This is a genomic window from Nostoc sp. DSM 114167, from assembly GCF_052692655.1.
The window spans coordinates 1,690,372-1,717,137 of sequence record NZ_CP195116.1; the positions used below are offsets into that span (position 1 = coordinate 1,690,372).

Consider the following 26,766-nt stretch of genomic DNA (forward strand, 5'->3'; position numbering starts at 1 on the left):
ACGAATGACTGACAACCCCTACATTCCCAACTTATTTGAGCAAATCACTACTGGGCCAGCAAACTCAGTAGAGTGTCTTGGCATATCTTTTGAAAGTGAACAGGCAAGGCGAGATTATTTTTTAGAAAAGCTGCGACAAAAGTTAAAAGACCCTAACTTTCGCAATATTGAGGGATTTCCTCGTGGTGAAGATGAAGATATTCTGGCAATGTCAGATCCACCTTACTACACTGCTTGTCCAAATCCTTGGATAGCTGAATTAATTGAGCAATTCGGCAAACAATACAACTCAGACACAGATGATTATCAGAGGGAGCCTTTTACAGCAGATGTGAGTGAAGGTAAAACTGATGGTCTTTATACAGCCCATAGCTACCACACTAAGGTTCCGCATAAAGCAATTGCTCGCTACATTCTCCACTATACCGAACCAGGAGATGTCGTTCTTGACGGCTTTGCCGGTTCGGGAATGACAGGTGTAGCTGCTCAAATGTGTGCTAAACCAGATCCAGATTTTAGATATACTGTCGAGTCAGAACGTAAAGCTGCTGATTTACCTCAGCCAGAATGGGGTGCGCGAAAAGTTGTATTGAATGATTTAGGTGTAGCGGCTACGTTTATTGCTGCTAATTATAATTTGCCTTTTAATGTCAATGCTTTTAAACGTGAAGCTCAACGTATTTTAGATGAGCTAAAGCAAGAAATCGGGTGGATGTACGAAACTCTGCACACAGATGGCAGAACAAAAGGTCAAATTAATTACACAGTGTGGAGTGAAATTTTCGCTTGTCCTGAATGTGGTGAAGAAATTATTTTCTTAGAAGAAGCATTAGACAAAGAAACCAAGCGAGTTAGAGATACATTCCCTTGTCCTAATTGTTCTGCACAATTGACCAAAGATAACTTGCAAAGGTTGATGGAAACTTTTTTAGATCCTGCTACTAATCAACCTCATCAAAGAATTAAGTTGACACCAGTATTTATTAACTACAGTATTAAAAAAGCTAAGTATGAAAAAGAACTTGATCAACAAGATTGGGAAATTTTAAAGTTAATAGAACAACTTCCGCTACCAAAAACAATACCTACCGAGAATTTTCCAATTAAGCAAATGTATCATGGTTCGCGTTTAGCTCCTAAAGGTTTTACACGGGTTCACCATTTGTTTCTTGCCCGTGCTGCTCAAGCTTTAGGAACTTTATGGTCGAAAGCTACTGCTGAAAACGATAGACGAATACGCAACATCTTACTGTTTTTTATAGAGCAGGGCGTTCGTGGTATGTCTTTGCTAAATCGTTACAAGCCAATTCAGTACGGAAAGATAGGCGGTTCACAAGTCGGTTTAGATTTGAACGGGGTTTACTATATTCCATCCATTTCTACAGAAGTTAGTCCTTGGTATCAGTTTGATGGAAAACTTCAACGATTAACAAAAGCATTTGAATCTTTTCGTACAAATCTTGACCAAGCTGTAATTACAACTGGTACGGCTGCTCAACAAGGTCTTCCTGATAACTCAATAGATTATATTTTCACTGACCCTCCGTTTGGTGAAAATATTTATTATGCTGACCTTAATTTCTTAGTAGAATCATGGCATCGTGTATATACTAACGCGGAACCGGAAGCTATAGTAGATAAAGCTAAGGGAAAAGGATTAACAGATTATCAAAAATTAATGCAGTCCTGTTTTGCTGAATATCATCGTGTTCTCAAACCAGGACGCTGGATGACAGTAGTGTTTCATAACTCACGTAATGCTGTTTGGAACGCCATTCAAGAAGCAATGCTAGCATCTGGTTTTGTCGTGGCTGATGTAAGGACATTAGATAAACAGCAGGGTTCTTATCGGCAAATTACCAGCACCGCAGTTAAGCAAGACCTTATAATTACTGCTTACAAACCTAGTAAACAACTAGAACAAAATTTTCAATTAAAAATTGGTACTGAAGAAACTGCTTGGGAATTTATACGCAATCATCTGCGTCAACTTCCTGTATTTATTGCTAAAAATGGACATTCAGAAGTTATTGTAGAAAGGCTAAATTATCTGTTGTTCGACCGTATGGTTGCCTTTCATATAGAAAGGCAGGAAACTGTACCATTATCAGCTTCTGCATTTTATCTAGGATTAGAACAAAAATTTGTAAAACGTGACGAAATGTACTTTCTGCCAGAACAAGCTGCTGAGTACGAGAGAAAACGTTTAACAGTAAAAGAAGTTCTTCAGTTAGAACTTTTCGTTACAGATGAATCAAGTGCTATTCTTTGGCTTAAGCAACAACTAACTAAAAAACCTCAAACCTCTCAAGAACTGACTCCTAAATTCATGAAGGAAACTAAAGGAGGCTGGATTAAGTATGAAAAGAAACCAGAACTACGTGATTTATTAGAGCAGAATTTTTTAGAGTATAAAGGTGAAAAGCTGATACCGATGCAAATTGTTTCATGGCTCAAACAATCTTCTACTTATCGTGAAATAATTCAGCAAATAGAGCCTAGTGCATCTTCAGAAGCAGGATTAGAAACAACAAATCCTATTCTGATAGAAGAAGCAAAAGGCAGATGGTATGTTCCTGATCCTAATAAAGCTGGAGATTTAGAGAAAGTAAGAGAAAAAAGCCTTCTTAAAGAATTTGAAGAATACAGACACTCTAATCATAGAAAAATAAAGGAGGTTCGCTTAGAAGCGATTCGTACTGGTTTCAGAAAAGCTTGGCAAGAACGTGAGTATCCCACAATCATTGAGGTAGCAAGAAAAATTCCTGAAAATATTCTGCAAGAAGACCCTAAACTATTGATGTGGTATGACCAATCTTTAACTAGGACTGGTGAAGATAATGTTTGAATATTTACTTCTAGAAGATTTTGGTCTTTTTTCAAGGCTAGAATGGCGAGACCATAAAAAAATTAACATTATCATTGGTGAAAATGATACAGGTAAGACATATATTTTAAAAGTTCTTTATTCTACTGCTAAGAGTGTTGAAGAATACACTAAACGCTCAGAATCAGACAATAAAAGCTGGAAAGAAATATTGTCTGAGAAAATGTTTTGGGTCTATCAACCAGCCAAGCGTAAGCTAGGTGAAATAGTTAAAAAAAGTAGTAACCGTCTCAACGTTGAAACAATCTTAAGAACTGATGAATATAGTTTCTCTTTTGGTAAGGAAACAAAAGATACTATTACAAAATGCACTGATCAAGCTTATAAAAAACTAGATTTGAATGCTTTATATTTACCTACTAAAGAAATTCTGACTGCTTTTGATGCCATAGCAGCAGTTAATGAACAATTAAAAATCTTTGGTTTTGACCAAACTTATCAAGATTTGATACAAGCTTTGAGATTACCTACTTCTGCTAAAAAATTAGATAAACCTTTAGAAGATGTTCTTGAATCCTTAGAAACTTTATTTCGAGGAAACCTTGCTTTAGAAAGAAAAAGATTTGTTTTTAAACGAGGCCGTGAAAAATATGATATGTCTCAGGTAGCTGAGGGTATCAAAAAAATTAGTATATTAACTACATTAATACGTAATAGAACAATCAACAAAGGTACGATTTTATTTATCGACGAGCCAGAGACTAATTTACATCCTCGTGCCATAGTTGCTTTGTGCGATATGCTTTTCTCTCTGAGTCAAGTAGGAGTACAGATTTATTTAGCTACTCACAGTTACTTTGTTATCAAACAGTTTGAAATATTAGCACGTAGACACCAAGAAAGTATCGAATTATGTTGCTTAGAAAGAACAGAAGATATTAGCATTAAATTTAATGATTTGAAAGAAGGAATGCCTGATAATCCCATCATTGACGCATCTATAGGTTTATATGAAGCAGATGTAAGACTAGATTTAGAAGCATAAATATGCCAATTTATGAAGAAAGTGGTTTGAGGATTACATTACCAGATGGTGAAAGTTTCCGTTTCCAGGACTGTCCTAGTTATCAAATATTAAATGGTAAAAACTTATCAGAAATAGATTTTGGTTGGTGGGATGCTTCCAAAGATACACTATGTTTGCTGGAAGTAAAAGACTATTCTGGGCTATCTCCATCAGAAAGACTACCACAGCACCTTTTAGATAAATTAATAAATAAAGTAACCGATACATTAATGCTTTTGTCATCGGTTTGGTTTGCTTCACTTCAAGGTCAGCAAATTTGTTCTGATTTACCAGTTTCTTGTCAAACATTCCCAATCAAACCTAAAAAAATAAAAATAGTAATTATTTTAAAAATCAATAGCGATATCAAAATCAGAGATGAATTAAGCCCTATAAAAACTCGTTTAAAGGATAAACTACTAGGTAGATTACAGCTTTTTGATATAAAACACGTTACTTTAGTAGACCACGAAACAGCGATAAAAATGCCACTGCCAATTGAGGTAATTTAATTTTATCAGTATCTAATAAAACAATGAATTTTAGTGAATGGTTGTGGAGTAAAGAACATCGCCAATTATGCAAAGTTATTGAAACCCAAACCCTTTGGGGGAATACCTTCCATCGCATCTGGCTACCCAACCAAGAAACTGTAGTTCGCGTTCGTGCAGATACACTAAAACCCCTATCCGTTGCAGGAATAACCACTCCAGCAGGTATTGCTTACATTGCCACATCTGCCCGCATTGCAGATGCACTGACTCAAGATGTACTCCTTGCACCAATTGAATCTGCTGTTATTCCCTTACCGCATCAAATCAAAGCATTATCAAAAGCAGTTTCTGGTAATAGCGTCCGCTACCTCCTAGCTGATGAAGTTGGACTTGGCAAAACCATAGAAGCTGGGTTAATTATGCGGGAACTCAAACTGCGGGGAATGGTGCGACGTATCCTGATAGTTGCCCCTAAAGGTTTAGTCAGCCAGTGGGTAAGCGAAATGCGGCTGCATTTTAACGAAGAATTTCAGCTTATCCTTCCCGAAGATATCAAAACTTTGCAGCGTCTGTATAGCAACCCAGAAAACCAAAATCCGTGGAATCTTTTTAACCAAGTAGTTTGTCCAATGGACTCAGTAAAACCAATGGATAAACGCCGTGGTTGGACAAAAGAACAACTAGCAGAATATAACCGCGATCGCTTTGAAGATTTAATCGCCGCAGCTTGGGATTTAGTCATTGTAGATGAAGCCCATCGTTTAGGCGGCAGTACCGACCAAGTTGCCCGTTACAAACTTGGTCAAGGACTATCGGAAGCCGCACCTTACTTGTTACTGCTTTCTGCCACACCGCATCAAGGTAAAACCGATGCTTTTTACCGCATCATTTCTCTATTAGATCCTGTCGCCTTCCCCGACATTTCCAGCATTACACGGGAACGTATACAACCTTACGTTATTCGGACTGAAAAACGCCGTGCCATCAACGCCCAAGGAGAACCGTTATTTCAACCGAGACAAACTCAGCTTGTACCAGTTTCTTGGTCAGGGAAACATCACCAGCATCGCCAACTTTACGAAGCAGTTACAGATTATGTCCGTGAAGGTTACAACCAAGCACTAAAACAGAAAAAAAGTTATGTTGGCTTTTTAATGATTTTGATGCAACGGTTAGTAACATCTTCCACCCATGCCATCCGCACCACTTTAGAAAGGCGGTTAGAAGTCCTGCGCGAACCAGAAGAACAATTAACCCTCTTCCCCATGTTTGCCGCAGAGGAATGGTCAGAAATGGACGGACAGGAACAAGTTGATTCACTACTGACAACCCGACTCAAAGCATTTAAAAACGAAAAAGCTGAGGTGGAATTATTACTAGAAGCTGCCAAACTGACAGAAGCCGCAGGTGCAGACCCCAAAGCGGAAGAGTTACTAGACTGGATTTATCGCTTGCAGCAGGAAGAAAGCGACCCTGACATCAAAGTTCTGATTTTTACTGAATTTGTCCCTACCCAAAAAATGCTGCGAGAATTTTTAACTCAGCGCGGTATTTCTGTAGTTTGTCTCAACGGTTCAATGGGTATGGAGGAACGCAAACAAGTTCAAGAAGCCTTTGCCAAAGATGTTCGCATTTTAATTTCCACTGATGCCGGTGGAGAAGGATTAAACTTACAGTTCTGCCACGTAGTCGTTAATTACGATATCCCCTGGAACCCCATGCGATTAGAACAGCGCATTGGTAGGGTAGACCGGATTGGACAAACTTTCTCCGTCCGCGCTTTGAACTTTGTGTTTGAAGACACAGTAGAATACCGCGTCCGTGAGGTACTAGAAGAAAAGCTGGCAGTCATTCTTAATGAATTTGGTGTAGACAAAACTGGTGATGTGCTGGATTCAGCACAAGCCGGACAGATATTTGACGACTTGTATATCGAAACCCTGATCAACCCAGAAATTTTAGATACCAAAGTCCAAGAAGTGGTAAGTCGAGTACAACAACAGCTTGTAGTAGCCAAAGAAAGTACAGCAATCTACCAAACAAGCGAGGAACTAGATCCTACCGCCGCACAACAACTGATAGATCATCCCATTCCCCACTGGGTTGAACGGATGACCATCAATTATTTGCGATCGCATGGTGGCATAGCTGAAAAAAAAGGTGACACTTGGAATTTAACTTTACCCACAGGTGAACAGTTAAAAAACGCTGTGTTTAATGTAACAGAAGCAACAGCCGCAGCCAATGCCCAGCACTTAACCTTAGAAGATTCTCGAATTCGAGGCATGGTCATGATGGCGAAAACTTGTTTCGCCGAAGGGCAACCCATCCCTTATCTTTCCATCCCAAGTTTACCAGCAGATGTCCAAGGGTTTTGGTCACTGTGGCGAATAGCTATTTATACCGAAGATTGGAATCAGCAAAGGATGATGCCTATATTTCTTAATGATGATGGGCGAGTTTTCTTACCTACAGCCCGTTATATTTGGGAACAATTATTAACAGAGGAAGTGGAGATTCCAAAACACCTCTGTGGAGAAGAAGCAACAAAAGCATTTGGCATAGTTTGGGAAACAGCATTAGTTCAAGGTAAAGGCATTTATGAAGAACTGCTACGGAAACATCACCAACAACTTGAGAAAGAACGTGAAAAAAATATGTACGCTTTTGCAGCAAGACGACGTGCGATAGAACGTATTGGGCTACCTCAAGTGAGAGATTATCGCTTGACGCAGCTGACGCAAGAAGAACAAACTTGGCGTGAAGCCATGCAGCAAAAATCTGAGGTAACACCAGAATTAATACCTTTATTGCTAATGCGGGTGGAGAATTATTTGTGAACTGGCGTAACCAAATTTTAAAAGAATTTACACCACAGGTGGCAACTCTGACGTTAGTTGCAGATCCAGACGGCTTGCTGACAGAAGCAGAGATGTTGCAAAGAATACAAGCAAGAGGTTTTGAGATAGTCCACTTTGAGGATGCGATCGCTTTCCGTTACATCTACGAATCTCAATATCGTCCCCAGCAACAACAAGGTGCAGCGTTAGATTTAGTAATTGTCGTCAACAAGGATACACAAGAGTTACGCTTGCTCCCCTATGATTTAATACAAGCAAGACGACAGCTTGCTTTCAGTATAGGAAGTTTATTTCCCAATCTTAGCTACAGCGTAGTTAATTCTCTAGACCGCAGCAATTTTGATGCACTATATCAAGCACAGGCACAACATAAGCCAGAACAATTAGGTGAAAATGCCACTAAGGAATTTATTCTGCGGTATGTTTACAACATTGATCCCGACTTAATACAGCAAACATCGGATTTACTGCTAATTCTTTTACGCTGGCACTATCGGGGACAAAGATTACCAGAGATTTTATGCGATCGCTTCATTCAAACTCTGCGCGATCGCCAACTATTTTCCACTTTACCCCTAGAAACAATCATTTGCGATCGCCAAGCCTTCTTTGCCTTTTTGCAGCAAGCTTGGCCAGAATTCGTTCGTCAGCACTTAGTAAAGTCAAGCCAAGTTTCGGAAGCAACTGGTACTTATACCACTTCAACTAAATTGCCCTTCGAGAATCAAGATATTCGCGTTTACATCAACCATCTTTTCTTAGAAGGCTATCTTCAACCAATTAACGCTGATGAATTAAAAATAACTACCACAAACTTGGAGTCAAATCCTTGGATAAAAGTAGGTTTGTGTTTCGACCCAAAAGTTGACCAACACAGACGCTTACAAGGTTTATTAGAATCTTTAGATTCATCCATTCCTCCCAGTGATGCTAAACACCAAGATTGGCTAAAGTTTAGTGAAGCTTGGGCAAAATTGATAGTTTTGTGGCACCAAGACAAGATATCAGACTTTCATGGACAGTTTCTCACCCTGCAAGGAAAGGTAGACGCTGGCTTTTTTCGCTGGGTAAGTTCGCGTTATGGAACACTTTACAATCAACCACCAAGTCCTCCCGTGATGTTACACCAAATTCCGCGTTTTCTAGCACGGTATTTAGAAGCATCGAAAACCAATAAAGTAGCCTTAGTAGTATTAGATGGTTTAGCTTTAGACCAGTGGTTAGTGCTGAAAGATGTGCTGCTAGCACAACGTCCTCAGTTAAGTTTCCGCGACGAAACAGTATTTGCATGGCTACCTACAATCACTTCCGTTTCTAGGCAAGCAATATTTGCAGGGAAACCTCCAAATCTTTTTCCCAGTAGCCTAGAAACCACAGCTAAAGAAGAATCTCTCTGGAAAAATTTTTGGACTGATCCTGCTCAAGGCTTAAACCAGGCTGAAGTTGCCTATGCTAAAGGTCTGGGTGAAGCAGATAGTGTTTCGTTGGTAGAACAGAAACTATCCCCCAAATTACGGGTAGTAGGTTTGGTGGTGGATAAAGTCGATAAAATCATGCACGGAATGCAACTTGGTACTGCCGGGATGCACAACCAAGTACGCCAATGGGCAGAACTTGGTTGGATGGCAAATTTCTTAGACCTTCTACTGGCGCAAAAATTTAAAATTTTTCTGACATCTGATCACGGTAACATTGAGGCAACTGGTATCGGGCAGCCTAGAGAAGGTGCGATCGCTGATTTACGTGGAGAAAGAGTGAGAATATACTCAGATTCTATTTTGAGAGCAAAAGTTAAAAGTGAATTCCCCAATGCAATTGAGTGGCAACCTTTAGGATTACCAGAAAAATACTTACCGCTTCTAGCACCCGATCGCCAAGCATTTATTCAAGAAGGGAAACAAATTGTTGCTCATGGTGGTATTTCTGTTGAAGAGTTAGTAGTACCATTTATTAGCGTTTCAGTTTGATCCAAATGAGCAGGCGGGTAGAAGTTGGTTTTAGTCAGCGCATTCAATTAAATTGGTTGGAACTTACAGCCAATCTTCTTTTAGCTGGTTCTACACGCTCAGAAATTCAAACAGCACTGAATGAATTTTTGCAAGATAAGGTTTCAGTTGGTAGTGAAAGTAAATCTAGTGGCCGCAGAAAAACCATTTCGATACTGCTGAAAATCTGGGTCGGAGTGCCAACAAACCTAGAACCTCTGCGAAATGAAGCTTTGGAACTTTTAAGAATCAGCCCATCTAATCAACACATAGTTATCCATTGGGGTATGGCTATGGCTGTTTACCCATTTTTCGGGACTGTTGCAGAAAATGTTGGGCGTTTACTAAGATTACAAGGTTTATTTGCAGCAGCTTCGGTGCAAAGACGCATCAAAGAACAGTTAGGTGAAAGAGAAACAGTATCACGCGCAACTCAACGTCTACTGCGCTGTTTTGTCGATTGGGGAGTCTTGCTAGATACTAGTGAAAAGGGTGTATATCAACCAGCATCAGTACAATTAATCGATAACAGGAGGCTGGTAGCATGGCTCATAGAAGCAGTTTTAATAGCAAGTAATTCTAATTCCCAAGCTTTAGGTGTAATTAGCCAAACACCCGCATTATTTCCATTTATAGTCAGTCCCATCAACCTTAGAGATGTAGAGAAAAATCAAAGACTAGAATTTTTCTGTCAAGGTCTTGATGAAAATATGGTAATGCTACGGTATTAGTTAATTATTTTTCTCTAATTTTATAACCCGTCCAAAAAACGAGCATTCTTGAGTTTGACTAGATTGTAGTGCATTAGGTGATCGCTTTCATCTTATCTCCTCATAGTTTGTAAACTGTAGTAGCCCAAAATTTTGCTGTTTGTTTACTACTGTAGCTATTATATGAGTGATAAGGGTCAAAAAGAAACGAAAATGTATATTTATGTTGCAGATGTTGTATTCGTCGCTTGGAATAACGACAGAGGTGAGCTTCTAAAACGATTGCGCGGGAAAAAATCGCGACAAAAACTAGCTGATGAAATTGCAGCTAGAGGAGGGGAATGCTCGCATCAGAACATCAAAAAACTAGAGTATGGTGAGTCTGAAAGTGTCTCTATTAAAGTATTAGAGGCTATTTGTGCTGCATTAAATATTTCTCTAAGCGACTTCCTTAGCACTGTAGAAGTGACTAATTAAAGTTTTCAATATTATCTTGTTTTTTAGCTACTATAGTAGCTAATATATTTTATAAAATCAAAAAGGCGATCGCCCTCCGTCCAAAGATTGCGATCGCCTTTTGTTAAACCCCATCAATGAGGTTACTCAGATGATTGTACAAGATGAATTTGACAACCAAGCCTCGGATCAAGAAGAGTTTGAAGAATATGTTGACTACTTAGCTGACGTAGCAGCACCAGAAATTGAAATTGACTCAGTACCGGATGATTTGGGAGAACTGTATCGAGTTTGGAACGGTTCCCAACTTCTGGGAACTTTTTACCACAATCTTGAAGGCAAATGGGTAACACAACCCTGTAATAGCGATAAAAGACACTGCTGTGACACTTCTGATTCGGCACTGCTTTTGATTGTTGCTGTCAACGGCTTACTGGTTGCAGATGTAGCTTAGAACTCAGCATTCTTCCCATTACCTAGAGACGTGTTAAATTCACGTCTCTTTTTTCTTTGGAACTTTTGCTCAACAGAACTATCATCAAGAAAGTGTTATTAACTTAATCAGGTTGCTTATAAAGCTCACTTTCTAAAGCTGCTTTTACTCTCTGTGAGCAATTTTCTCGTAGCGCAGCCAGTCTAATCACCTTCCAAGGCTGAATTTCTTCTCCGCAATCATCAAGCCGTTGAATTGCCCACTTAATACGCCTAATCTGAAAATCCTCTACAGTTTCTGTCACTGATTCTAAATAAACCTTAGTCACTGGCATTTCTGACAAATGTTTTTCGAGTAGTGCCAGTAAGCCAATAGCTTTGCCTATCTTGCCAATAGTTATTCTCGCAGGTTTTTCTGCACTCAGAAGCGATCGCACAGCATTTTTTACCTTTTCGAGAACTTGCTTGTCTCTTTCTGCCCAATCAACTTTACCGATGCAAGGGACAGGCACTTTTAAAGAAGGCGAATTTTTGTTGAGCCACTCTTTATCGTTTCTGTATAGCCAAATATAGGTTGCCTTAGCTAATGCCCTGAGAGTAGTTTTCGATGCCTCTGGGTACTGCTTTTGTAAAGCTTTCCAAGCTTCCCTGTATTTTATTTTGCGATCGCTGGCTAAATTTAGATTTGAGTCTAAAACTTCCTGTAAGTCTACTAGCCGATTTTCCTGTGAAGATTTCCAAAAAGTTTTTAGCTTAAGTATGGCAGTATAACGGTTTACCGTTCTGGGATCGACATTGAGCCGTCTTGCTGTCTCTCGTAGACCTAATCTTTGAATTTCTACCAGTTGTTTTAGCTTCTGCTCCCAAAATTGACCGTAAGTGAAGACTTTGCCAATTCGTAGCTTGTCTTCATCAGTTTTATCAGGGCCAGTTCTACAATAAACCATGCCACAGGAACAAGAAAAAGTACCTAACGGTTTTTTATTATCCAAACAGTGAGTGACAACAAGATTAGTTATTACTGGCTTGAGGTAATGGTCTACCGCAGCATTTAGACACAGCCAAGGCCCTTCACCAAAAGGTTTATACTCGTAATCCGTGTTGAAAAATTCCTCGATAGAATTCGTCAGAAATCTAATTAGGAGTAGGTGTCTAATGGAATGGAATGACTTTCTATGCTTCCTGACAATACTGAATAGCCAGTTTTGCTCATTTTCGTAATTCACTATTGAGTTAACAGCCTCAAGCACTTCAGCACCATAAAAGAACAAGAAATTATCTAGTAATCTCTTCTGGTTTACTCGCCTGCTTGCAGTTGCAAAATCCTTTTCAATCAATAAAGCTATATATTTTCTTTGGAACCACTCTAGTTCTCTAGAGAAAAGATTATTATTTATCAACCATGAAATATCTTGAGCCAGCAGTCGCAATTTCTTTAAAGTTTCTTGACTGTAAGTCTGTTGTATCGGTACAACAGGACAGTTTTCTTGGCTTGCAGCATAGTATTCATGCCTGTTAAAACCTTGCATGGGAATTGTGCTATCTTGCAAAGTCACGCTATGAACTGGACAAACCAGAACCCCTGGTGTTTGGTGTAGCCTATGCCAGTAGGACTCCCCATAGCTTTGTAAATCTTCTTCCAAACATTTTGGGCAAAATCGCAGATACCTCTGTACCTTCAACGAACTCGCCATAATCCCAGTTCTGGTATGAATATCTCCTCCGAAATCTGCCTTCATTGACTCCATCACCTGACTAGCTCTTTTCGGTGGCAGAAAAACACTGTAGAAAGGATAGAGGGTATATTTATATATCAAATCTTCTACTTGATAATTCGAGATAAATTGGAGATTTTCAATCAACGAATTCAGGTTGGAAGGTAAGTCAACAGTAGCTATTACACCTTGAGAATTAAATAGCTCCCTTAGAGTTATTTTTGGACTGGTGTTACCACTTCTAATGTGGTAACGAGCCAAGATACTGTATAAAATTTCATCTGGATAAGGGGCTGGAAAAAAGCCAAGCATAGATTCTTTCTCATGTTGAAACCGGAAAAGATATTTTTGTAAATTCCAGAGTGTTTCAAGTTTGTGGCTATTGCTATCCGCACCAATTTTCCATAGCAAACAAAATTATGAGGATTTTTATCCTCTATAATCAAGGATTTAGGTATTGTACAACGCCTATTTTATCAGTGACTCAGGTATTACACAATAACTAAATATCTTTGAGCAATTTATAGAATCTACCTGTAGTCCTTGCTGTTGACTATGATTTAGGAGGTGTGTAATAGCTTGGTACTAATGGGAAAGAAAGGGCAGAAAGGACAAAAAGACGTACCAGAGATGTACGACGAGGTTAAGAAAAGGGTCAATCTAGCCCTTACTCCCAGTGGTATTGAAGGATTAGATGCGATCGCCTCCAATTTGGATCTAAGCAGGTCAGAGCTTGTGGAGAGAATTGGCAGACGACTGATTTGCTTAGATACAAATTCCCTCACTGAAGAGGAGATGGAAGCTGTAAAAAAGCACTGACCGAATTGATTGCTATTTACCGCGATCAGTTGAATGGTCAGGGTTTGTTTACTGGTCTTGGTGCAGTTGATGGCGATCGCAAATTGCAATTACAGAAGCAGATTGAGCAATGGGAACAAATCCGTGCAAAAATTTCCAGTGAAGAGAGTAGTTGAAGTATAACCTATGATAAAGAGCAGTATAATTCTGTTCAACGTCTTGCGACATCTAATGTTAAAGAACGGACTTTAAACCAACCTTGATATGAGAAATATGCGACTGCTTAACGTCTTACGACATCTAATGTTAAAGAACAGCGAGGCGGGAGTATAAGGGGAGGATGTTAATTATCTGCTCAACGTCTTACGACATCTAATGTTAAAGAACTCCTGCGTTTGGTTTGCGGAACTCCCCTATTAATTGCTGCTCAACGTCTTACGACATCTAATGTTAAAGAACCCAAAGACGCAGCAGCTATCATCAGTAGTGAGCATTCTGCTCAACGTCTTACGACATCTAATGTTAAAGAACTTTGAAACCAAAGCAGAAGAAGTCAGAAGTAGTTTCTGCTCAACGTCTTACGACATCTAATGTTAAAGAATAGCGATCGCGTTGAGAATCTTGGCACTGGTTATCAACTGCTCAACGTCTTACGACATCTAATGTTAAAGAATGAGCTTTATGAGCAATTTGGACAAGCGCTTAATTGCTGCTCAACGTCTTACGACATCTAATGTTAAAGAATTGCTCTCACTGGATTTGGCGCAGATAAATTTAGAACTGCTCAACGTCTTACGACATCTAATGTTAAAGAATGGCGATGGCTAAACACGTTAATCCATCAGGTCTTGTAGATAATCTTACAAGCACCTGTCATTAGGAGGCACTAAATTTGCAAAATTTAATGGGCTAGGTTAACTTAACAACGCTCAGAAGGCTTATTATTGGAACTTTCTGAGGAACTGCAAGCATCCTAAAATCATGGTGAAAGCGCTAGATTGCTGATTTAGTAAAGAATACCGATTTTTTATCTCTTTGCGTTGGCGCAACAAGCAGATATCCTTGCCAAAATCTAAATATCCTCATTTTTCAACTAGTTTGAATTGTAGTCCACGATAAATCCGGTGGTTGCCATACCTGGGACTCTTGAAGCTCATAACACTGCCAGCGCGTTTTCTTAGACCCAACATGGTCAACCCAGTAGGGTAGAGTTAGCGAACCATCTTCATCTATAACTAACCACCACAGCGCCTCACCATCATAGTTCTCAGGTAAAAGGGTAACAGTATTGACTAGATCCCGACTTTCACCTAAACACAGTCCACCAAATCGATTAATAGAAGCTGGGTTCGCAAATGCCTGCTGCAAACGTTCTGGTAAAGTAGGCTTTGCTTTGTCTGTTTTCACCCAAACTACAAACTCAACGTTCGTTAGCAACTCTTGATAATCAGGTTTAACATTCTTAGGGTCGTGGATATCTTTCGTTTTAAACCTGCGAAAAGTCCGAATTACAATAGATTTCTCTGGTTTAGACAAGAGTGCGATCGCTAATTGAGTGCCACAATGCTTATAACGATCTGTCTCACCAATTAGAGAAAGCAACATCCCGTACACTGTAGAAGGTGGAGGGACTGGATACGTTTCAGCATATTCTCTAGCACGGGAGTGACGAAAACAAGCAATAGGTACTTCAACTTTCAAAGCAATTGTCGTCACTTAGTCCCTCCCTGATAACAACTGCAAATCTTCAGCAATGACCTGTTTTAGCGCATTGACTGCGGATTTCACTCCAGGAAACACATTTGCTCCCAAATCTTCTAAACCTTGAGAAATTAAGCCTCCAATCCATAATTCTTTGGGATCAATATCTCCTACTTCTACCTGTCGCACTAAGTTTGATACTGACATATTTCCCAGTTCGTCTTGCTCAAAGCAATATAGAAAACGAGGTGAAAAATCATGTGTCCACCGCAGTACAATACTTTCAGGGGAGAAATCATACAAAAAGCGGGCATGATTTCCCGCCACTTCACCAATCGAAACCAAACCATCTAGAACAGCATGGATGCGAGATTTATCTTTAAGACTATCGGGTGTTAATGCAAAACCATATTGATAACGAGTAGCATGAATCTCTGTGGCATAAAGAGAATTTCGTCCTTTGACTCCACTAACAGCATTAAAGGTAATGTCTCCCGTAAAGGGTATCATTGAGACCGCACGAGTAACTTCTAATACACCTCGTCTAGCAGTTATTTTCCCTTTAGGCTTTTGCTTGCCTTTACGTGGAGAAGTTTGCTTGTCCTTACCTTTAGAACTTTTTTTATGATCATCTTGAGATGTTTCCTCTACTTCATCTTCAGCCTCATCTGACGCTTCGACTTTTGCTGCTTCTGCCTGCATAAATCCCAAAATATCATCATCAATGAAGCGAAGAGCATCAAAGTTGGGGTCTTGCCAAACATGATTCGCTACTGGTTGAGCATTCTCATCCCAACGTCGATTCACCGGATAGCCAACATTTTGCCAGTAGTACCGTAATGCCCAACGAATTGCTTCAGATGAAATGATAGTATGAACTTCACCTTTCCAAATTAATTTTTGTAAGGTAGTTATGTTCCCTTCATTTTCCCCACGATTATTAGCTGCGGTTCCGTGATTTGTCAAAATATTGCCGAATAAATGAAACATTTTAAAGTTAGCTAAAGGATTAATGAAATCAGTTTAAAAATACATATTTATTCATTGTCCAACTCAGCTTTTTCTGATATTTTTATATTTATATTCTTGCTTTTCGGATAGCTAGCAATAGCAATAAAAGTTAAATCTCTGGCAACCTTCCAATCCATGATTCCCGATGTCAAGGGCAGTAATTCTTCCCAATGTTCTTCTAAAATTGAAAGCTGTCCTGCTCTTCCCCAGAACTCTGCAATAAATTTGCGGAAGTTTTCAACATTCGTGCATCTTCCTAATTGCGATAAAATACGTATATTTTCTCGTTCAATTTGAGCATATTGACCTTCTTTGGTTCGGTCATAAATCTTAGCATATATCTTTTTCAAGGCTTCATGACAAGCTTGAATAAATAGCTTTTGAGCTTCTACATCCCATTTAGAGTGTTGAATCATTTTGTATATTCCTCTATCTTCATAAAGAATTGCTTTTAATAAATTTGAATTTAAAATTTTTATATATAAATCATTCCACCAGGAAAAACCTTTTACTAAATTATCAGCAATTATTGCTTTAATCGCATTGCTAATAATAAAGTTTTTATTTTGATAACTAATAACTCTGTACTCTGGAAAAGAGATGCAACTAAGCTTATAGATATCGATTATTTCAGTCGCTTCTACCACTGCTATTTCCGTGCGAGTTTTTTGCTGCTTTGACCAAACTACCGTTCCAAATAATATTACTTGGCATCGTTTTACTTGATTGGGTATAGCAGTTGTTTTATAAGTCAGGAATCTTAATGCAGCATCTCCTAAGCTAGATATATGGAAATATTTGTAATCCAAGTTTTCCAAACTCCAGTATTGCTGGGCATAGATTTCTAAGTTAGCCACTTTAGGTATAACTAAGGCATACTGTGGGTGTTGCGGTTGAGTATGCGATCGCAATACAAAGTAGTGGCAAGCAACAGGAGCATATAAAAGAGCAAAAGCCAGTTGTGGTTTCTCTTCAAACTTAGTTTCTTTTGTAAAAGCGACATGACGAACTACAGATCCCGGATACAGCCAACCCACTACGCCAATTGACTGCTGTAAGAATTGACCTTGTTCATCGCATAGTTGTTTAGCAAAATGTTGATGGGCATAGGAAACTGCTTTCTTATATTCAACATCTATTTCTATGCCATCAACACCATCAACTTTTAATGACTTAGATTTTTTCCCTTTAAATTTAACAACCTGATTATGTTGAAGGAATGTTGCCGTGATTCCCAGGTGAATATTAATTTGGGTTTCAATATTGATGGAATGCGTATTTAAGCCTATCAACGAAATTAGACCCTCTTCATTAATCTGAAAAGATTGCTTTAGCAACCAGTCTAAAACTATGAAATCCTGCCCTTGCCATTCAAGGCTGATACTGCGAGGACTCAGGAACCAAGTTAAATTACCAGGTCGTTTTGCAGGTATTGGGTATAGTTTTTCTAGTTGCCTGAGCGTCATCCAAAGTCCTGCTATACCAGCACGATGTATCCAAGTTATGCTTGGGTCGCCCAAATTTAACTGAATTTTGGGGTTGACAACACTAGCCACTACAGACATCTTATTTATTTCTGGGAAATATTCAAAAACTTATTTAGATGCATTGAAGCTAAACGCTCTTATACTTACATTGAGTAGTAGCTAAAATTAGCTTTAACTTGCGTTTCCCTTTCTCTTCACTGGTAAAAAAACGCCACAACCCATCTTGCGCTTTCCCCCAATGCCATGTCTGAGCAATGTTAGCGAATCTTCATTGCTGAGATTAATGATTTCTAACCCAAAACCCACAACCGTAAAGCGCTTGATTTTGATACTTCTACGTTTTGGGCTACCATCAGCATTTTTAGTAATAAAGGCTTTTGCCTGGATACCCAGTTGTTCTAACTGACGCTGTGCTGCTGCTAAAAATGACTCTGGTTCTTGATAACCCTGGATAATCACTATACGCGATCCCAGTTTTTCAGCAGGCTCAAGCAAATAAATTTCAGGAATCCCCAAGCGAATTGTATGCTTGCCAATTCTCAGAGGCTTACCTGCTAACGGATAAACCAAACGCACTTGCTCCACTGGTAGCCGAATCCGAAGCCTAGAATTTTTAGTTAGCTGAATTACACCTTCTTTGGGAATACCTGCAATGGTATGAATTCCAACTGTATCTAATTTATGAAGTTCAGGTTCAAAATGAGCGATCGCAGAAAATAGCTCATAGCCGTGGTCGAGAGGTACTGTCTCACCAATCAGGGTAAAAATTAAATCTATGTATGGTAACTGAGATGTTAAAAGCTTTCTTTGCTTTATTAGGTTTAAAGGTAACTCTGGAGAAATCTGCGTAGGTAAGCTGCAATCAATAATCATCTTTCCCACCCTATCTTTAAGCAGATACACGATATTTGAGGCAACTAAATTATTACTTAGGCTACCTTAGTGATTAATGTGAGATTACTTTAAAACGACAAGCAAAGATGATAATTTTTAGTAACTTTTTATTGTTTTATATTAATAAACTTAAAAAATATATGTGAACTTTCCTACAGAAAAAATACTTCTATAGAATTTGCTAAATATTTTATCATCAAGATATGGGTGATCCGGTCAATTGCTGGATTTAAGTCACATCCAAGCAAGCAATGGGAGAAATATTTACCTTGATGTTGGGTTAACTTTGGATTGAGAGCTTCTAAAGATTCTTGACCATAAAAATCAAATATAAGCTTTGAAAAACCATATTCGTCAAATTTAAACTTCCCAGCAGGGAAAATTTGCAATAGCCCTTTATCCACTAAGTAACGTTGGTACTGAGCGCGAAGCCAAGCCAAGCCTTTAAAGGCAAAATTACTATGAATCAGCAAGTTAATATCATTTGTCACTGTGAAAAGTGTTCTTAAAGTTTGATTTGCCAAAATTTTTATATCAGTCACTACTAAACAATTATCTAAGCTCGCAGCATAATAATGTATACCTTTCGATTCAACTGCGACAGAACTATCGCACAGAAGGACACCATGAGTTGGACAAACTAATATGCCAGGTACTTGATGTGTTCTATGCCAGTAAGGCTCACCATATTGATGTGTATCTTGTTCTAAACATTCACGACAAAATTTTAAAAATTTTTTTGACTCACCACTAGAACCAGTAGCCACTTTAGCAACCTCTAAAATAGACCCACTAAGTTTTCTACTCATTGAGTCTTTCAATAACCAAGCTTCCTGTGGTATTAAAAAAGTTCCGTAAAAAGGATATAAAGTATGATTTTGCAGTAAATTATCAACTGTCTGCTGAGAACGTAAAGGTAAATTTTTAACTAAATAATTTAAGTTATTAGTTAAAGTAACTTTGGATACTTGTTGAGAACTATAACCGAATACCTCTAAGTCAGTTTGTTTGAAACTGTTATTACCACTCCGAATATGGTATCGAGCTAAAGTACTATACAAAAGCTCATCAGGATACAGAGTTGGGAAAAAACTAAGCATCAAGAAGCTAAATATTTATAAAATCTTCGACTGGATTTTTGATTATACCAGCTAATTTCAAATCATCGTATGCAAATTTTTTCTCCTTCTTGGCATTTTCAACAATTCGTCGAATGTCATTTGCTTGGTACTTTGGTTTTAATTTAGCCTTGCTTGTATTTGCCTTAACAAGACTCTCATTTACTTGTCCTCCTTGCAAAGCAAGAGTATATGCTTTCTTTGTTAACAATGTAATGTCTGCATCTTCATCACTAGAAACTATTACTTGTTCAGCACATTCTTTTGCTTTAGCAGGTTCTACTTCCAACTTCAAAAGCTCAAGAATTACATAATTTAGCTTCGGTGATACTTTCTGATGAGTCTGTTGCTTTCTGGCTAATCTCCGAATCTCTTGCAAATCTTTAGAATCAAGCTCAGATAAACATTTATTTTGATATTCTGTAGTATCGAGAGGAGCAATATCTTTATACTTAATCATCCACTCTTTATCACCTGACCTAATAGCATCAAGCATTGGCTTGACTAAATATAGTCCGTCTTTAGCTGCTTGACGAATTATATCAATAGTAATAATTTCTTTCCCACCTATTGAGATAGCTCTCCATTGAACCATTTTGTAAAGTTTGACAGCAATATCAATAATTCCCTGACTTTCGTCATAAAAAACTTCGTTTATTTCATCAGAGAAAGAAACATACATTTTTGTCCACTGGTATTCCCACATTCCTTCCATGAAGAAATACCATTCATTATCGTTTACCATTCTATTCCAAATTACACTTCCTTCTCCTGTTCCTCTCCTAGCATTTCTAAAATTTCCTTGAAGAATAGGAAAAGCCTCATTTGTTCCCACTCGGATTACTGGAATTCCTACAGTATTGTCCATTTTTACTAAAAAGTTCAACATATCTGAGCTACTTCTTCTTGCTGTAACAAGATTTTGCATCTCATCTATAACTAGAGCGCCTAAATGATGGGTATGGGCAATTTGGGCAACTTGAGCAAGCATGTAATCTTCTGAGTTGCGCGATGAACCAAATTTTTTAAAATAATTAGTACCTAATAGTTTGTCAACACCAAGAAAAATATCAGTACACAGACCCTTCAAAGAACCAGCATGAGGGCAGTCAACCATCAACCAAACTATTTGGTAAACACTATACTCAGGATGAAGAATTATTTGAGGGTAAAGATTAAGAATATTTTTAAAATTCGTAGACTTACCCATCCCTGATGGGCCAATTAGGGTTAAACCGGAAGCAGATGTAGGAAGATTAACATAGTTTTCTAAGTTTTTACCTCCTCCATCTTTTATTGCATTATAAATTTGCCTAGAGCGACTCGCATATTCAGGTTTCAGAATATTCCGAGCTAAATAGCCCGTCATAATGAGTACAGAAATGACCTTCTGTAATTCAACAGTTTTATTTTGAGGATCAAAATATCGAGATAGCCTCTCAATGCAATGAAATCTATAATGCGCTTCTAGCTGCCTCTCTTGCTCATCAAAGTCTGGTGTTCTCGTTACTTTATCTATAAATTCTTCCGATGAAAGGATAGGAGGTAGTGCCTGAATCAATGGATTGGTGTTGTATTCTAGAAGTTTTTGGTCTATATATCTGGCAACAATCGCTGATTTCCCATTAGGAATCATAACAAGTTCGCCCTCAATCTTCTCCACGTTTTCGCTCCTGTCTTTTTCGCCTTAGTAAATCCATATGGTCAGGCTTCAATAATTTGGATGACTCTGAATCTTCACATTGAGTGTTTACTTTATTATTCGTAGCCTCGGTACTATTAGTAATTTCTTCTTTTGCAAGTTCAAAACCTTCAATTTTACGTCGTATATCTTTTTCAAAGGCTCTATTTTCTCGAATTCCTGCAACCTTTTGTCTATTACTTGTATTATCGTCTAAAACCGCTTCAGTATCTTCTTTAGCCTTGCTAACTATACTTTCTATATTTGCTATCAAATCGACTTTTTCTTGTAGCCGTTTACCTTGGTGTTTTTGCCTTTGCAATTCTTCGTATGCAAATAAATATTCAATATCATATAAATTTTTATCTAAATATCTTTGTTCAGACTCTAAAAGAAAGCACTTCTCAAAGTCTCTACCATTTGGAGAACGCAAATAAATGTACTTTGATTGTCGGATATCATATGATATATCCAATGATTTTTCGGATTTGGAAAGTAAACTACTTCTAGATTTTTCAAACCAGAATTCTTTCCTTGCTTTCTCGCAAGTATAATACATTCCCTTAAATTTAATACCACGAGCGGTAATTGTTGCTTTTTCAGCTGGCATTAAATTCAGCTTGACAATATCTTCTGGGAAAGTTCTCAGTCTACCAGAACGATTGGCAATCCCCCATTGCCATAACTCTCTAGGTATAGGATTAACATCATCAGTGATCATCATTTCATCTCTAGCATATTTAGTTAAATAATCATGATTGTTGTGCTGGAGAATCAGAAAGATAACTATTTTAGTAAATTCATCTATGTTAAGCCTACCATCGAGACGATAATCATGGCCTCCTCTCTGTCTAAAGTCAGTATCTATATAACCGGGAACAAATGGTTTTACATACCCATGAATAGTCCGAAATTGTCTTTCAACTAATCCTTTCCAATCTGCTCGATAAGGAGCAGCATTTTCAATGCGAACATCTAAATTAGGGATTAATGTTTCTACCTTCATTCCTACTAATTCGCCACGGTCGCCCAAAATGGTATCAGGAATATGTCTGCATGGCCACTCATCTCCAGAAATCTCTATACCATATTCTTGGCAAAATTTTACTTTATCTGTGGCTGAATTGGCTAAAGCCATCATTGCCCCTGCCCAAGATGGCCCTTCTAATCCAACATAAACTCCCGTTATCATACGGCTAAAAACATCAATAATCACATAGATAACAGGTCTACCAATAATCCAGTTCCGATTGTACATTGATATTAAATATACATCAGCAATTGTGGCATCAATCTGATATCTAGATCCAGGCCCAATAGTTTCCATTTGGGAAGTTCCCGTAATGGCTCGATGTTCTAAAGCGTATTTTATCGAACCCTTACGAGATATGATAGTCTTTCTAGTATCCGATTGTTCTACTTCATACCAGTATTTAAATTGAGTAAATGTAGGTCGTTTGTCTGGAGGAATCAAAATACTTTTTTTGGCTCCATTTTCATCGTAATAAAAGTCTTCTGAGTAATATTCTTTAATCATTAAATCATAGGCGGTTGTTAAAAAATTTTCTTTAGAGTTATTGTAAAACTTAGCGATTGCAAATCTAAATATTTTTTTATCTTCCTCAGTGACATTTATTCCAATACCAATTTTTTGATCGTGTACATATTTTCTTGGTCTTCCTCTCTTTTTTTCTCCAGATGCTTTAGGCTTTCCTTTACCGCCAGAATTTACATAATCAGGCAAAAGAGAATTTTTATTTTTACCTCTTTGCCAAAATCTTCTTAAATATTTATAAACACTTATTTCTACTAATTTACCTTTACTTCTACCTGTATTATATTTTTCAATAGTCTGCTGAACTAAAGCACCTCTATAATCCCGATAATATATCGAGGGTTCTTGAATAACAATAAATGAAATTATTTCCCAAGCTCTATCTCTAAGTTCTTTTTCTTTCTCAGACAAATCTTCCTCTGTTACTATTCTTGCCCACGGATCTGATTTAATTTTCAATGCGCTACCATTAGAAATAGCTTCTACAATCTCCGAAACTTTTTTAGGTTCTGGAAATCCTGTTTTAGTATTTATATTAAAAACAAAGGCTATAATATAGCCTTCATCAATCCAGAGAACTCGTTCTATAAAGGTATTACCTAATTCATCAATCCATTCAATCAGATCATTGACAAATAAATCATTACTCATATAAGTTAATGCACTATATATTATTGTCTAAAGAATAATTTTTTTAATTGCTCCAGAAGAAGGACAACTAGATATTTTTGTGGCTAACATATCCATAATGATTTCTTTCTTAGCAATAAGATGCCTAAAAAGATACAGAGATGTACCAGACTCTATATTCATATTTTTATCTAAATCTGTTGTTATTCGATTAATGTTTGCATCACTTTCTTGAAGTCTGGATTTTAAAATGTTGGCAATGTCACGTAGTTCTTCAAGATTTATATCTGCATTTTCTTCTAGTTTATAAGCAGTATGAACCCACTCAACATTTTCCGCTAATTGCTTAGGGACTTCTTTCTCCGTAATTATTCCCCAATCAATACCTTTGGCAGCATAATAACGCTTTTCCAACTCAAATTTTTCAGCTACAGACTTACTTCCCAAATCTTTAGTTAACTTAAATGTTCGTGCTTTCTGAATTATCGTTTTGTCTTGCTTGACAGAAAGCATAAAATCCGTTGTTAAAACACGGGGAGTATTGCTTTGCGGATCTTTGGGATAGTTAATACCTATTTCCTCTGCAATACTCATTGCTAAGTCAAGGTCAATTAAAGGAAACTGCTCTCTTATATCTACAATCGTATCTGACCACTCGAAGACATAAAACAGCCGCTTCTCGTTATCAGAAAGCAGATGATGTTCTCGGTTTGTTTTCCAACCTGGGGGTCTGGAAACACGACCCTTTGAAGGAAAATCCTGAATCTTTATCCAAGGTTGATAGCCTTTCCCACTACCCTGACCACGGCCTTCCTTTAAGTAACGCTCAAACTTGGCTTGCGTCCAATCTTGCTTGCTTCTAGCCATAAAAACTCCTGTAGATGCTTATCATATACACCCACAGGATATGTTGTACAACTTTTTTATATATTGTATAACTTTTTTATTTATTATACGACTTTTTTATTGTTGTACACGAATTATTCCTCCACAAAAAATACTACTCTACAGTGACACTTTTAGCAAGATTCCTTGGCTGATCGACATCTAAACCGCGACGGGCGGCAATATGATAAGCCAATAATTGCAGTGGAACTACTGTCAGAATCGGAGAAAGCAATTCATCTACATGAGAGACAGGGAGTAAATCGTTAAAGATTTCCGCAGCTTCGCCATCGTTGACGGGGGTAACACCAATTAACCGAGAATCTCTGGCTTTGGCTTCTTGGGCATTAGAAATAACCTTTTCGTAAACACTACCAGGAATTGCGATCGCAACTACTGGTACTTTCGCATCTAAAAGTGCGATCGGGCCATGTTTCATCTCTCCAGCTGGATACCCTTCTGCGTGAATATAGCTGATTTCTTTTAATTTCAACGCCCCTTCTAAAGCAATGGGAAAGTTAATTCCTCTACCCACAAAAATAAAATCTTTAGTTTCGGCAAATTCGTGGGCTAGCTGTTCGGTTAAACTTTCCTGATTTGCCAAAGTCGCCTCAATTTCTTTGGGAATCTGTCGCAACCCATTAATAATTTGATCTAGTGTATCTTTTGAAACTGTCTGACGACGAGCTGCTAAATCCAATGCTAAAGCATAAAATGCCATCAGTTGAGCGGTAAAAGTTTTCGTCGCTGCTACCCCAATTTCAATTCCTGCTAGGGTACTAATAATATGCGGTACCAGATGACCAAGGCTACTTTCGGGGCGATTAGTAATACCCAGTAGTCGCGCTTGATATTTGGATTCTTTCCCTTGGCGACGTTCTTTTTCCATCGTCAAAGCTGCTAGGGTATCGGCTGTTTCACCTGATTGGGTAACGCCAACGATTAAGGTGTTAGCCGTCACGGGTGATGGTGCATAGCGATACTCAGAAGCATAATGTACTTGAGTTGAAATTCCTGCTAGTTGTTCGAGTAAATATTTTCCGATTAATGCTGCGTGCCAACTGGTACCACAGGCGACGATCTGAATTTGTTCTAAATCGGTATATAAATCTTCAGATAAACCAAGATTGATTGGGGATTCGGTAGATTCGGCTGGATTGAAGTATGCGTCTAAACTAGCTCTTACTACTCCTGGTTGCTCATGAATTTCTTTGAGCATGAAGTGTTTGAATCCCTGCTTTTCTACCATTGCAGGATTGAAGTTGAGCAGCCGGGGTTGTTTTTTCAGCCTGTCGCCAGCAAAATTGTAAATCTCAACGCCCAAAGGTGTGAGGCGGGCAATTTCGCCATTTTCCAGAGGTAGCACTGCACGGGTGTAAGCAACGATCGCAGGTGTATCAGAGGCACAAAATAACTCCCCTTGACCAAAACCAATTACTAAAGGTGCTTGTTGGCGAACAACAATCAATTCATCGGGGAAATCAGCAGAAATAACTGCAAGTGCAAACGCCCCGCGCAAGTGGTTAACGGCTTGGCGAACTGCCTCAAGGAAGGGAGATGAGGGGGGAAGATTCTTTAAGAATTCGGCTATCAGATGGGGAATGACTTCGGTATCGGTTTCAGAACGAAATTCGTGTCCTTTGGCTTTGAGTTCCTCGCGTAACTCGCGGTAGTTTTCGATAATGCCATTTTGCACCACCGCCACTCGTTTTGCCGTATCCAAATGGGGATGGGCATTATACTCTTCTGGTTTGCCATGAGTTGCCCAGCGTGTATGACCAATACCAATTTGGGCAGGGGTTTCTATTTGTTCCAATTTAGAACGCAGGTTATGGAGTTTACCTTTTGCCCGCACACAATTTACCTCACCTTCCCAAACAGTGGCGATTCCAGCCGAATCGTAGCCTCTGTACTCTAGTTTCTCCAGTCCAGCTAGTAAAATGTCTGTCGCCGCTTGAGTGCCTATATATCCAACAATTCCGCACATTCTTCACACCACTTTTTTTCAGGATGATTAAATCCAGTATAGTAGGTACCATAAAGTGGACGTTTTGCAAAGAAAAAGGGAGTAAAATACTCCCTCTACCACTAGTAGTACGCCTTGGCAACGCAAGCGGGGTAAAGGGTAAGGGGGAAAGGGGAAAGGTTTTTTATCCTTTACGCTTTTCCCTTTAACCTTTACCCAACCTCCACCTAACATTTTTAGGTTGGCAGACTACTAGGTATTGTTATGGATTTTAGGTTTTTTTACAGCAGATTCTCCGTCAGCTTTTGACCTGACGGTACAAATACAACTTCTAGGATTTAGATACCCAGAGATTATATCCCCAATCTAAAATTGCGATTTCATGAAGAGTGCTGAGTTCCGAGTTCCGAGTTCCGAGTGAAGAATCAAAAAATTGTATTTGTGATTTACTTCTTTTTATCTCAGCACTTAGCACTCAGCACTCAGCACTCCGC

Annotated in this window: 20 protein-coding genes and 1 CRISPR repeat array; of the genes, 10 read left to right on the plus strand and 10 right to left on the minus strand. The window is 38.5% G+C overall.

Annotated features, from left to right (window positions below; all coding sequences use genetic code 11):
- Nucleotides 1-4 precede the first annotated feature (4 nt).
- The 8 genes from NSTC731_RS07125 (at nucleotide 5) to NSTC731_RS07160 (ending at nucleotide 10,853) form a co-directional block, all read left to right on the plus strand.
- On the plus strand, nucleotides 5-2,848 hold the full coding sequence (locus tag NSTC731_RS07125; RefSeq protein ID WP_445630202.1) for a DNA methyltransferase: 2,844 nt from the start codon (nucleotides 5-7) through the stop codon (nucleotides 2,846-2,848).
- Nucleotides 2,841-3,872 (plus strand): AAA family ATPase, encoded by a 1,032-nt coding sequence (locus NSTC731_RS07130; protein WP_445630203.1) that lies wholly within the window; start codon nucleotides 2,841-2,843, stop codon nucleotides 3,870-3,872. Before NSTC731_RS07125 ends, NSTC731_RS07130 begins: the two co-directional genes overlap by 8 nt.
- A 2-nt stretch (nucleotides 3,873-3,874) precedes the next feature.
- Nucleotides 3,875-4,405: a hypothetical protein gene (locus tag NSTC731_RS07135; protein ID WP_445630204.1), complete on the plus strand. Its 531-nt coding sequence runs from the start codon at nucleotides 3,875-3,877 to the stop codon at nucleotides 4,403-4,405.
- 23 nt (nucleotides 4,406-4,428) lie between these two features.
- Nucleotides 4,429-7,227 (plus strand): DEAD/DEAH box helicase, encoded by a 2,799-nt coding sequence (locus NSTC731_RS07140; RefSeq protein WP_445630205.1) that lies wholly within the window; start codon nucleotides 4,429-4,431, stop codon nucleotides 7,225-7,227.
- Entirely contained in the window at nucleotides 7,224-9,215 is a 1,992-nt protein-coding gene (gene pglZ, locus NSTC731_RS07145; RefSeq protein ID WP_445630206.1) for a BREX-3 system phosphatase PglZ, read from the plus strand. Before NSTC731_RS07140 ends, pglZ begins: the two co-directional genes overlap by 4 nt.
- A gap of 5 nt (nucleotides 9,216-9,220) precedes the next feature.
- On the plus strand, nucleotides 9,221-9,964 hold the full coding sequence (locus tag NSTC731_RS07150) for a hypothetical protein (RefSeq protein ID WP_445630207.1): 744 nt from the start codon (nucleotides 9,221-9,223) through the stop codon (nucleotides 9,962-9,964).
- A 162-nt stretch (nucleotides 9,965-10,126) separates the two neighbouring features.
- Nucleotides 10,127-10,420: a helix-turn-helix domain-containing protein gene (locus tag NSTC731_RS07155; RefSeq protein WP_445630208.1), complete on the plus strand. Its 294-nt coding sequence runs from the start codon at nucleotides 10,127-10,129 to the stop codon at nucleotides 10,418-10,420.
- A 130-nt stretch (nucleotides 10,421-10,550) separates the two neighbouring features.
- Nucleotides 10,551-10,853 (plus strand): hypothetical protein, encoded by a 303-nt coding sequence (locus NSTC731_RS07160; protein ID WP_445630209.1) that lies wholly within the window; start codon nucleotides 10,551-10,553, stop codon nucleotides 10,851-10,853.
- A 103-nt stretch (nucleotides 10,854-10,956) separates the two neighbouring features.
- On the opposite strand, the gene NSTC731_RS07165 is transcribed toward NSTC731_RS07160, so the two are convergent.
- Entirely contained in the window at nucleotides 10,957-12,858 is a 1,902-nt protein-coding gene (locus tag NSTC731_RS07165; protein WP_445630210.1) for a TnsD family transposase, read from the minus strand.
- A gap of 276 nt (nucleotides 12,859-13,134) precedes the next feature.
- On the opposite strand from NSTC731_RS07165, the gene NSTC731_RS07170 reads away from it, so the two are divergent.
- Both NSTC731_RS07170 and NSTC731_RS07175 read left to right on the plus strand, forming a co-directional pair.
- Nucleotides 13,135-13,365, plus strand: a complete 231-nt coding sequence (locus tag NSTC731_RS07170) for a hypothetical protein (RefSeq protein ID WP_445630211.1) — start codon at nucleotides 13,135-13,137, stop codon at nucleotides 13,363-13,365.
- Nucleotides 13,366-13,370: 5 nt separating this feature from the next.
- A complete protein-coding gene (locus NSTC731_RS07175) occupies nucleotides 13,371-13,520 on the plus strand; it encodes a hypothetical protein (protein ID WP_445630212.1) in 150 nt (49 codons plus the stop codon).
- Between the two features lie 31 nt (nucleotides 13,521-13,551).
- A CRISPR array of direct repeats spans nucleotides 13,552-14,160; the repeat unit is 36 nt; unit sequence CTGCTCAACGTCTTACGACATCTAATGTTAAAGAAT.
- Nucleotides 14,161-14,433: 273 nt separating this feature from the next.
- On the opposite strand, the gene cas5 is transcribed toward NSTC731_RS07175, so the two are convergent.
- From cas5 to glmS, 9 genes are all read right to left on the minus strand, one after another.
- Nucleotides 14,434-15,060, minus strand: a complete 627-nt coding sequence (cas5, locus tag NSTC731_RS07180) for a type I-MYXAN CRISPR-associated protein Cas5/Cmx5/DevS (protein WP_445630213.1) — start codon at nucleotides 15,058-15,060, stop codon at nucleotides 14,434-14,436.
- Nucleotides 15,061-16,035 (minus strand): DevR family CRISPR-associated autoregulator, encoded by a 975-nt coding sequence (locus NSTC731_RS07185; protein ID WP_445630214.1) that lies wholly within the window; start codon nucleotides 16,033-16,035, stop codon nucleotides 15,061-15,063.
- Nucleotides 16,036-16,082: 47 nt separating this feature from the next.
- Complete coding sequence (gene cas8a1, locus NSTC731_RS07190) at nucleotides 16,083-17,621, minus strand: type I-MYXAN CRISPR-associated Cas8a1/Cmx1 (protein WP_445630215.1); 1,539 nt, start codon at nucleotides 17,619-17,621, stop codon at nucleotides 16,083-16,085.
- A gap of 93 nt (nucleotides 17,622-17,714) precedes the next feature.
- On the minus strand, nucleotides 17,715-18,416 hold the full coding sequence (gene cas6, locus NSTC731_RS07195) for a type I-MYXAN CRISPR-associated protein Cas6/Cmx6 (RefSeq protein ID WP_445630216.1): 702 nt from the start codon (nucleotides 18,414-18,416) through the stop codon (nucleotides 17,715-17,717).
- A 173-nt stretch (nucleotides 18,417-18,589) separates the two neighbouring features.
- Nucleotides 18,590-19,537 carry a TniQ family protein gene (locus NSTC731_RS07200; protein ID WP_445630217.1) on the minus strand — a complete coding sequence of 316 codons (948 nt, stop codon included), beginning with the start codon at nucleotides 19,535-19,537 and terminating at the stop codon, nucleotides 18,590-18,592.
- Between the two features lie 7 nt (nucleotides 19,538-19,544).
- Complete coding sequence (locus NSTC731_RS07205) at nucleotides 19,545-21,218, minus strand: ATP-binding protein (RefSeq protein WP_445630218.1); 1,674 nt, start codon at nucleotides 21,216-21,218, stop codon at nucleotides 19,545-19,547.
- Entirely contained in the window at nucleotides 21,205-23,442 is a 2,238-nt protein-coding gene (locus NSTC731_RS07210; RefSeq protein WP_445630219.1) for a Mu transposase C-terminal domain-containing protein, read from the minus strand. Before NSTC731_RS07210 ends, NSTC731_RS07205 begins: the two co-directional genes overlap by 14 nt.
- A gap of 27 nt (nucleotides 23,443-23,469) precedes the next feature.
- Nucleotides 23,470-24,288: a TnsA endonuclease C-terminal domain-containing protein gene (locus tag NSTC731_RS07215; protein ID WP_445630220.1), complete on the minus strand. Its 819-nt coding sequence runs from the start codon at nucleotides 24,286-24,288 to the stop codon at nucleotides 23,470-23,472.
- Between the two features lie 133 nt (nucleotides 24,289-24,421).
- Nucleotides 24,422-26,293, minus strand: a complete 1,872-nt coding sequence (gene glmS / locus NSTC731_RS07220) for a glutamine--fructose-6-phosphate transaminase (isomerizing) (protein WP_445630221.1) — start codon at nucleotides 26,291-26,293, stop codon at nucleotides 24,422-24,424.
- Nucleotides 26,294-26,766 lie beyond the last annotated feature (473 nt).

Coding starts and splice junctions, on each gene's coding strand:
- NSTC731_RS07125 (WP_445630202.1), top strand. CDS start 5: ATGACTGACAACCCCTACATTCCCAACTTATTTGAGCAAATCACTACT.
- NSTC731_RS07130 (WP_445630203.1), top strand. CDS start 2,841: ATGTTTGAATATTTACTTCTAGAAGATTTTGGTCTTTTTTCAAGGCTA.
- NSTC731_RS07135 (WP_445630204.1), top strand. CDS start 3,875: ATGCCAATTTATGAAGAAAGTGGTTTGAGGATTACATTACCAGATGGT.
- NSTC731_RS07140 (WP_445630205.1), top strand. CDS start 4,429: ATGAATTTTAGTGAATGGTTGTGGAGTAAAGAACATCGCCAATTATGC.
- NSTC731_RS07150 (WP_445630207.1), top strand. CDS start 9,221: ATGAGCAGGCGGGTAGAAGTTGGTTTTAGTCAGCGCATTCAATTAAAT.
- NSTC731_RS07155 (WP_445630208.1), top strand. CDS start 10,127: ATGAGTGATAAGGGTCAAAAAGAAACGAAAATGTATATTTATGTTGCA.
- NSTC731_RS07160 (WP_445630209.1), top strand. CDS start 10,551: ATGATTGTACAAGATGAATTTGACAACCAAGCCTCGGATCAAGAAGAG.
- NSTC731_RS07165 (WP_445630210.1), bottom strand. CDS start 12,858: ATGCTTGGCTTTTTTCCAGCCCCTTATCCAGATGAAATTTTATACAGT.
- NSTC731_RS07170 (WP_445630211.1), top strand. CDS start 13,135: ATGGGAAAGAAAGGGCAGAAAGGACAAAAAGACGTACCAGAGATGTAC.
- NSTC731_RS07185 (WP_445630214.1), bottom strand. CDS start 16,035: ATGTTTCATTTATTCGGCAATATTTTGACAAATCACGGAACCGCAGCT.
- cas8a1 (WP_445630215.1), bottom strand. CDS start 17,621: ATGTCTGTAGTGGCTAGTGTTGTCAACCCCAAAATTCAGTTAAATTTG.
- cas6 (WP_445630216.1), bottom strand. CDS start 18,416: ATGATTATTGATTGCAGCTTACCTACGCAGATTTCTCCAGAGTTACCT.
- NSTC731_RS07200 (WP_445630217.1), bottom strand. CDS start 19,537: ATGCTTAGTTTTTTCCCAACTCTGTATCCTGATGAGCTTTTGTATAGT.
- NSTC731_RS07210 (WP_445630219.1), bottom strand. CDS start 23,442: ATGAGTAATGATTTATTTGTCAATGATCTGATTGAATGGATTGATGAA.
- NSTC731_RS07215 (WP_445630220.1), bottom strand. CDS start 24,288: ATGGCTAGAAGCAAGCAAGATTGGACGCAAGCCAAGTTTGAGCGTTAC.
- glmS (WP_445630221.1), bottom strand. CDS start 26,293: ATGTGCGGAATTGTTGGATATATAGGCACTCAAGCGGCGACAGACATT.